Raw genomic sequence first — 6,443 nt, 5'->3', positions numbered from 1 at the left:
CTATGCGGATTGCCCGTTGGGTGCAGTTAAAGCGCACAGTCTGCCCACGTTGGAAGTGGTCGGGATACTTGTCCGACGCCCTGCCGTAATTTTTCCATGCTTATTTTTGACTTGCGTGTGGTAACAATTTTTTCTCCAGCCGTTTTTTCCGGTTTTGTATGGTGGCTTTGCTGATGCTGTCTCCACCGGCCAGTGCCCGATAGGAAGCACCTGCTGCAAGTTTGTTCAGTATCATTTGCCGGTAGTCTTTTGAGTATGCCATTGGCAGACAGAGCCTGTTCAGTACGATAGAAGCAGACTGTCATAAGGCGTTGGATGTATGCATATAAAGTTATCTTGACGGGCGCAGTGATGACGGGGCCGGTAGCAAGAAGGGGATACACATAAAAACTAAGAAACGCGTATAACAGCCTGAAACGTAATCTTCCTATTTTATTTATATTTGAATGAAATAATGAGGTAATGATGCCGAATCCGACAAAAGCCGCTGTTTTTCGGGTATAAACTGGGTTAATAAGATGTTATTTAAAAAGATTTTTTGGTTGCTGGGAAAAAGACATTTGGGTAAATATCAATCCAAATATCCAATAGGCCTTTCAATTTTATTGTGATGAATGATAAGCAAAGACAAAACAAAAGCACACTTAGGAAGTATGCTTTAGGTTTTTATGGTTTTGCTGAAATCAATGTGGGACGTATGAGTGTCCATTTGATGTCGGCTTCCAATATGTCGACAGATTGTGTCTGCCATGGTGGGTTTTGCTGCAAAATATCCGGATTTTCAGCAAAATCAAACAGCATTTTGCCCGGATTGCCCAAGATTTTTGGCGATTGGTACAACACGATTTCATCTACTAAGTTTGCTTGCAAAAAGGCGGTGTTGAGCGTGGTGCCGGCTTCTACCATTAATTCACCGATGCCTTTTGCGGCCAATATTCTCAAAAGATTGTTTAAATCGATGTGCTGATTATGGCTCTCAGACGATCTGATTATTTCGATATGCGGGTAAGCCAAATAGGGTTGCCAACGCGTTTCATCATCGACCAAGGTCACAATTAGGGTAGGGCTTTGGCTGTCTGAAATCAAATGGCTGTCTAAAGGCGTTTGCAATTGGCTGTCTAAAACCACGCGGATAGGCTGCCGGAAGGTTGAAAAGACGCGCACATTCAGGCGCGGATTATCCGCTAATACTGTGCCGATTCCGGTGAGTACGGCGCAACTTTCGGCACGCATTTGCTGTACATCATTTCTCGCTGCTTCTCCGGTAATCCATTGGCTTTGGCCGTCTGAAAGCGCGGTTTTGCCGTCAAGGCTGGAAGCGCATTTAAGCCGCACATAAGGACGGTTACGCTCGATGCGGGATAAAAAGCCACGGTTTAATTGGCGTGCTTCATGTTCCAATAAGCCGCTTTCGGTTTGAATGCCTGCTACTGCCAACATTGCCAAACCTTTTCCGGCTACTAAAGGATTGGGATCGGTCATTGCAGCGACCACACGTTTGACTCCGCTTTCGATTAAGGCTTTAGCACAAGGCGGCGTGCGGCCGTAGTGGCTGCAAGGTTCGAGCGTGACATAGGCGGTTGCCCCTTGTGTCATTGCCCCGGCTTGAAGCAACGCATACACTTCGGCATGTGGCTCGCCTGCTTTGACATGGTAGCCTTGTCCGACGATTTGCCCGTTGTGTGCAATTATGCAGCCGACACGGGGATTGGGGGAGGTGGAAAAACGCCCCAGCCAGGCAAGGGCAAGGGCGTTTTGCATCATTTGGATATCAGTGTCGCTAAACATTTCAAAAGGTCTTTATTTGATTAAACTGATGTCTTTTAAAACAACAGCCAGTTGTTCCGTAGGAGCCGTAGTGGAACTGGCGCATACGGTATAAATATTGGTTTCGTGAATGGCAATGCAGTTTTCAGAGAGCGTACTGCCGTTTTCAGTGGCCTGGCTAAAACGGTAATTCATGCGGTTGTCGGTGGCAATGCCTACGCGCATATTATCCATGCCTTTTGCTGACTGAAGGGTTTCTTTCAAATGGGTAAAATAGGCTTTGGCATCGGTTTTGGCTTTGCCTAAATTGGCAGCATAGAGCGTTATGCCGGATGTGTTGTCGCGCTGCAGTAAAGTCAGTTCGTCAGAAGAAATACCTTCGGGATGTAAATTCTTGTCTTCAATTATGTCGGTAAATTGGGCATTTTGAATCATAATGCGGATTTTACTGTCTTTGCTGTTCAGCTCTTGAATGGTGTTTTCTTTTTCAACGGGCGCTGAGGCACTAGATGCAGCAGGTGTAGATGCAGCCGTTTGGGCAGGTGCTTCACTGATTTTATTGCATGCGCTCAGCATCAGTAATACGGAAATAGGCAGTAAAAATTTTGTATTCATGTTGTGTGCTCATTGTCTAAGCATGGCCGGTTGGTTTCAGACGGCCTCATTCGGCTTGTTGGGATTGCGGCAGAGTGGCAATCGCTTGGGTAAATTCCGAAACATCATTAAAACTTTTATAAACCGAAGCGAAGCGCACATACGCCACTTGGTCGATTTTGGCCAATTCTTCCATCGCCATTTCGCCGACCAGTTGCGACGGCACTTCTTTTTTACCTAATTGATACAGACGCTGCTCAATTATGGCAACTGTTTCATCGATTTTTTCCGGAGAAACAGGGCGTTTGTGCAGGGCGCGGGAAAGGCTGGTGTGGAGTTTGTGTGGGTTAAAATTGACGCGGCTGCCGTTGGTTTTCAACACTTGCGGCATGCGCATTTCAACCGTTTCGAAAGTACTGAAACGTTGTCCGCAAGACATGCAGCGGCGGCGGCGGCGGATGCTGTTGGTTTCTTCCAGCAGGCGCGAGTCGGTAACCTGTGTGTTGGCGTGTTGGCAAAACGGACATTTCATATGCAGCTAAATCATTTGTTTGTAAATAGATATTGTAACTGATAGCTGCATATCCGTATAGCGGAAAAGCATAACAAAGGCTGTCTGAAAAACGATACTTTCAGACGGCCTTATTGATAAAACCATTCTTTAGCAAGACACGCCGACCGCGCGCGCTAAAGCCAAACCTTCTTTGACGCTCATGTAAATGGCTGTATGCGGTTTGTCGGAGCGGACAATATCACCTTGTTGGAACATCACCAATTCATTGACTGCCAATTGGTGCCAAGTTTCATCGCGGGTCAACGGCAAGGTGGCGATAACGGAGACTTTGTCTTTGGGCGTGGTTACTTCGGCAAAATCGACCATCACGTCATCATCTAATAAACGGGCTTTACCAAATGGCGCTTTGCGCACGATATAGTGCAACAAAGTGCTGGCGTGGGCAAACAGGCAGTCGCCGGTGGACATCACAAAATTAAACAAGCCGTAGGTGCGGATTTCATGGGTTAATTTGCTGATGGCGGCAAATAAAGTTGCTTCGTCGGGCTTTTTGCTAAATTGCTGGCGCAAGCGGTTGAGGATATAGCAGAATGCACGTTCTGAATCGGTGCAGCCGACTGCACGGTAAAAATTACCTTGTTCCGGGGTAAAATCAATCAGGTGGCCGTTGTGTGCAAATAGCCAATATTCGCCCCACATTTCGCGCACGAAGGGATGCGTGTTCGCTAAAGAAGTTTGGCCTTGAGACGCTTTGCGGATATGTGCGATGACGTTTTCCGATTTGATGGGGTAATCGCGTACCAAATCGGCTACCGGAGAATGGGCGCTCGGTTTGTCGTCATGAAACAGGCGGATGCCTTTACCTTCGAAAAAGCCGATGCCGAAGCCGTCTGCATGATGGTCGGTTATGCCGCCACGCCGTCTGAAACCTTCAAATGAGAACGTGATGTCGGTGGGAGTATTGCAGTTCATGCCGAGCAGTTGGCACATGGGCAAAGCCTTTATGAATGTGAGAGCGAAACGTTGGATTATGGTATATCAGGCAAGGGATTTCAATAGCTTTGGGGTGCTATGGTTCGTCTGAATCGGAATGCATATGGTTTAAGGCCGTCTGAAAAGGTATGGCGGAAATCAGATTTTTGTTTGCCGGATGTTTTCATACGGTCTGAGGAGCGGTAAATATTATCGGCAGCCAGATACGATATTGAATGTATAGTAAAATCATCCTAAAACCAAACCTTCTCAATTCCTATGACATACCCTACCCAATGCCGCCAAAAAGGCTCAATGGCATCGACAACAGTGAAAAATGGCAAGCCGTTGTAGAGCATTACAAGATCGGCAAAGAGACCGTTTCCGGATGACGCGGTAACCCTGAAACTAAAGGTGATACAGCACGCAAGCCCACCAAGATCGATAACGAAGCACGACGCCAAAATGTCGGACAATATCCCGATGATTACCAATGGCAGAGGGCTTTGCGCGCCAACTGTGTGCAATCGTCCTTTTCCTACGCATTGAAACAACTCGGCATCACGCATAAAAAAATGCATAAACACCTGTAGACAGACACAGGAAAAAGAGCAAAATTCTTAAAGCGGCCGGCTGTTTTTACAGAACAGAAACAAAAGATTGTTTATCTTGATTAGGGCGGTTTTGAGTATGCCCATCTTGGCTTTGCTTTGATGTGCCTGTGCGTTCTACGTTTACTTAGCTTTGAGCCGAATTCAAATCTGAGGTTCTGTAAAGTTCTCGGCCTTTCAATCAAGGGTATGGTTTACAAATAAGGTTGCAATGTGCGCTCAAGAATGGTCATATCGGTAATTTCGGTAATGTTGGCTTCGCCCAAACGGTTTAAACCAATAAAGCGCATCACGCCGCTACTGACTTTTTTATCATGGCTCATGTGTTCGATCCATTTGTTGAAGCCGAGTTTTGGCGGTGAGGAGGGCAGCTTGGCTGCTTCGAGCAAGGCCGCAATGCGTTGGGTATCGGCGGCGGTAGTTTTGCCCAATTGTTCTGACAAACGTGCGGCCAATACTGTGCCTGCGGCTACGGCTTCCCCATGCAGCCAAACGCCGTAACCCATTGCAGCCTCAATGGCGTGACCGAAAGTGTGGCCTAAGTTTAACCATGCGCGGATGCCTTGTTCGGTTTCATCTTGCGCTACGATATCGGCTTTCATTTTACAGCAATGGTAGACTGCCTGCCCGAGTTTTTCCGGATTTTGTGCCATTAAATCGGACATATTTTGTTCCAGCCAAGCGAAAAAACCGGCATCGCCCAACACACCGTATTTCACCACTTCTGACATACCGGCAGACAATTCGCGCTGAGGCAGGGTTTGCAGTGTGCTTAAGTCAGCGAGCACGGCTTGCGGTTGGTAAAACGCGCCAATCATGTTTTTACCCAAGAGGTGGTTGATGGCGGTTTTGCCGCCGACGGAAGAGTCGACTTGACTCAATAAGGTGGTCGGCACTTGAATAAAAGGTGCGCCGCGCTGATAGGTGGCAGCAGCGAAACCGACCATGTCACCAATCACGCCGCCGCCTAATGCGATTAAGGTAGTTTTGCGTTCGGCTCGGTTTTGCATGAGGCCGTCGAAAATCAGGTTTAAGGTTTGCCAGTTTTTATATTTTTCACCATCGGGAAGAATAATACTGAAATACGGAATACAGAGTTTGTCTAAGGCCGTCTGAAAGGTTGCCAAATAGAGCGGGGCGATAGTCTCATTGGTAATGATGGCAGCCTTTTTGTCCAAATAAGGTTGTAGCAATTCATCTGCTTGTGCCAGCAGGTCCCGGCCGATAAAAATCGGATATTGATGGGAAGGGGTTCGGACGTTTAAGGTGTGCATGATTGTTCCTACAGAGTGTCGGTTGGCGATAAAGGCCGTCTGAAAAGGATGAAAGAACCTTTGTTTTCAGGCGGCCTTTGCCGTAATGTTGCCATCTGTTTCAACCGGCTTGCAGGACATTGAGCAAGCGGTTGACAGTTTTTTGATAATGTTCGGATTCGATAACCAGATGCGCGGTTTCCCGGTAGATGCGGTCGCGGATACCATACAGTTCTTGCAGTTTGGCCAGCGGATTCCCAGCCTGTAACAACGGACGGGTGGTATCATATCGGGTGCGTTCCAGCAGAATTTCAGGGCAGGAGTGCAGATAGACGACTGTGCCGTGTTCCCTTAAACATTGTCGGTTTTCTTCACGCAAGGGTGCACCACCGCCGGTAGATAACACAATGTTTTCTAACGCGCACAACTTTTTGAGCATATTACTCTCACGGTCGCGAAAGCCTTGCTCGCCTTCCATTGCAAAAATGGTGGGAATGGATACGCCGGAGGCTAAGCAAATTTCATGGTCGCTGTCATAGAAAGGGCGATTGAGTATTTGGGCGATGTGCTTTCCCAAGGTAGTTTTACCCGTACCCATCATCCCGATAAAGATTAAGTTGCCGTTGATTTTATCCATAATAGCGGCATTTTATACGAAATTGGCAGGAAAATGTTTTATCCTGAACGTTTTTCATATTTTACGCAAGGAAATATTAAAACGGGCATACATTT

Annotated in this window: 7 protein-coding genes; 1 reads left to right on the top strand and 6 read right to left on the bottom strand. The window is 47.1% G+C overall.

The features are described 5' to 3' along the window. Nucleotides 1-666: 666 nt before the first annotated feature. The 4 genes from ribD to C7N83_RS03220 all read right to left on the bottom strand — a co-directional run bounded on the left by ribD (nt 667) and on the right by C7N83_RS03220 (nt 3,865). Nucleotides 667-1,788 carry a bifunctional diaminohydroxyphosphoribosylaminopyrimidine deaminase/5-amino-6-(5-phosphoribosylamino)uracil reductase RibD gene (ribD, locus tag C7N83_RS03235; protein WP_106740601.1) on the bottom strand — a complete coding sequence of 374 codons (1,122 nt, stop codon included), beginning with the start codon at nt 1,786-1,788 and terminating at the stop codon, nt 667-669. A gap of 12 nt (nt 1,789-1,800) precedes the next feature. After that, on the bottom strand, nt 1,801-2,382 hold the full coding sequence (locus C7N83_RS03230) for a cytochrome C (RefSeq protein WP_106740599.1): 582 nt from the start codon (nt 2,380-2,382) through the stop codon (nt 1,801-1,803). A 46-nt stretch (nt 2,383-2,428) separates the two neighbouring features. Beyond that, nucleotides 2,429-2,893, bottom strand: coding sequence for a transcriptional regulator NrdR (gene nrdR, locus C7N83_RS03225; RefSeq protein WP_106740598.1), 465 nt, complete (start codon nt 2,891-2,893; stop codon nt 2,429-2,431). Nucleotides 2,894-3,022: 129 nt separating this feature from the next. Further along, on the bottom strand, nt 3,023-3,865 hold the full coding sequence (locus tag C7N83_RS03220) for a class II glutamine amidotransferase (protein ID WP_106740596.1): 843 nt from the start codon (nt 3,863-3,865) through the stop codon (nt 3,023-3,025). Nucleotides 3,866-4,287: 422 nt separating this feature from the next. On the opposite strand from C7N83_RS03220, the gene C7N83_RS16895 reads away from it, so the two are divergent. Then, on the top strand, nt 4,288-4,440 hold the full coding sequence (locus C7N83_RS16895) for an IS630 transposase-related protein (RefSeq protein WP_106740594.1): 153 nt from the start codon (nt 4,288-4,290) through the stop codon (nt 4,438-4,440). 212 nt (nt 4,441-4,652) lie between these two features. On the opposite strand, the gene aroB is transcribed toward C7N83_RS16895, so the two are convergent. Beyond that, on the bottom strand, nt 4,653-5,732 hold the full coding sequence (gene aroB, locus C7N83_RS03210) for a 3-dehydroquinate synthase (protein ID WP_106740593.1): 1,080 nt from the start codon (nt 5,730-5,732) through the stop codon (nt 4,653-4,655). A 100-nt stretch (nt 5,733-5,832) separates the two neighbouring features. Beyond that, nucleotides 5,833-6,348 carry a shikimate kinase gene (locus C7N83_RS03205; protein WP_106740591.1) on the bottom strand — a complete coding sequence of 172 codons (516 nt, stop codon included), beginning with the start codon at nt 6,346-6,348 and terminating at the stop codon, nt 5,833-5,835. Nucleotides 6,349-6,443 lie beyond the last annotated feature (95 nt).

It is taken from the genome of Neisseria iguanae (assembly GCF_003013245.1).
Lineage (GTDB): Bacteria > Pseudomonadota > Gammaproteobacteria > Burkholderiales > Neisseriaceae > Neisseria > Neisseria iguanae.
Note: the sequence above shows the minus strand (reverse complement) of the source record. Positions and strands in the feature narration are given on the sequence as shown.

Coding starts and splice junctions, on each gene's coding strand:
- ribD (WP_106740601.1), bottom strand. CDS start 1,788: ATGTTTAGCGACACTGATATCCAAATGATGCAAAACGCCCTTGCCCTT.
- C7N83_RS03230 (WP_106740599.1), bottom strand. CDS start 2,382: ATGAATACAAAATTTTTACTGCCTATTTCCGTATTACTGATGCTGAGC.
- nrdR (WP_106740598.1), bottom strand. CDS start 2,893: ATGAAATGTCCGTTTTGCCAACACGCCAACACACAGGTTACCGACTCG.
- C7N83_RS03220 (WP_106740596.1), bottom strand. CDS start 3,865: ATGTGCCAACTGCTCGGCATGAACTGCAATACTCCCACCGACATCACG.
- aroB (WP_106740593.1), bottom strand. CDS start 5,732: ATGCACACCTTAAACGTCCGAACCCCTTCCCATCAATATCCGATTTTT.
- C7N83_RS03205 (WP_106740591.1), bottom strand. CDS start 6,348: ATGGATAAAATCAACGGCAACTTAATCTTTATCGGGATGATGGGTACG.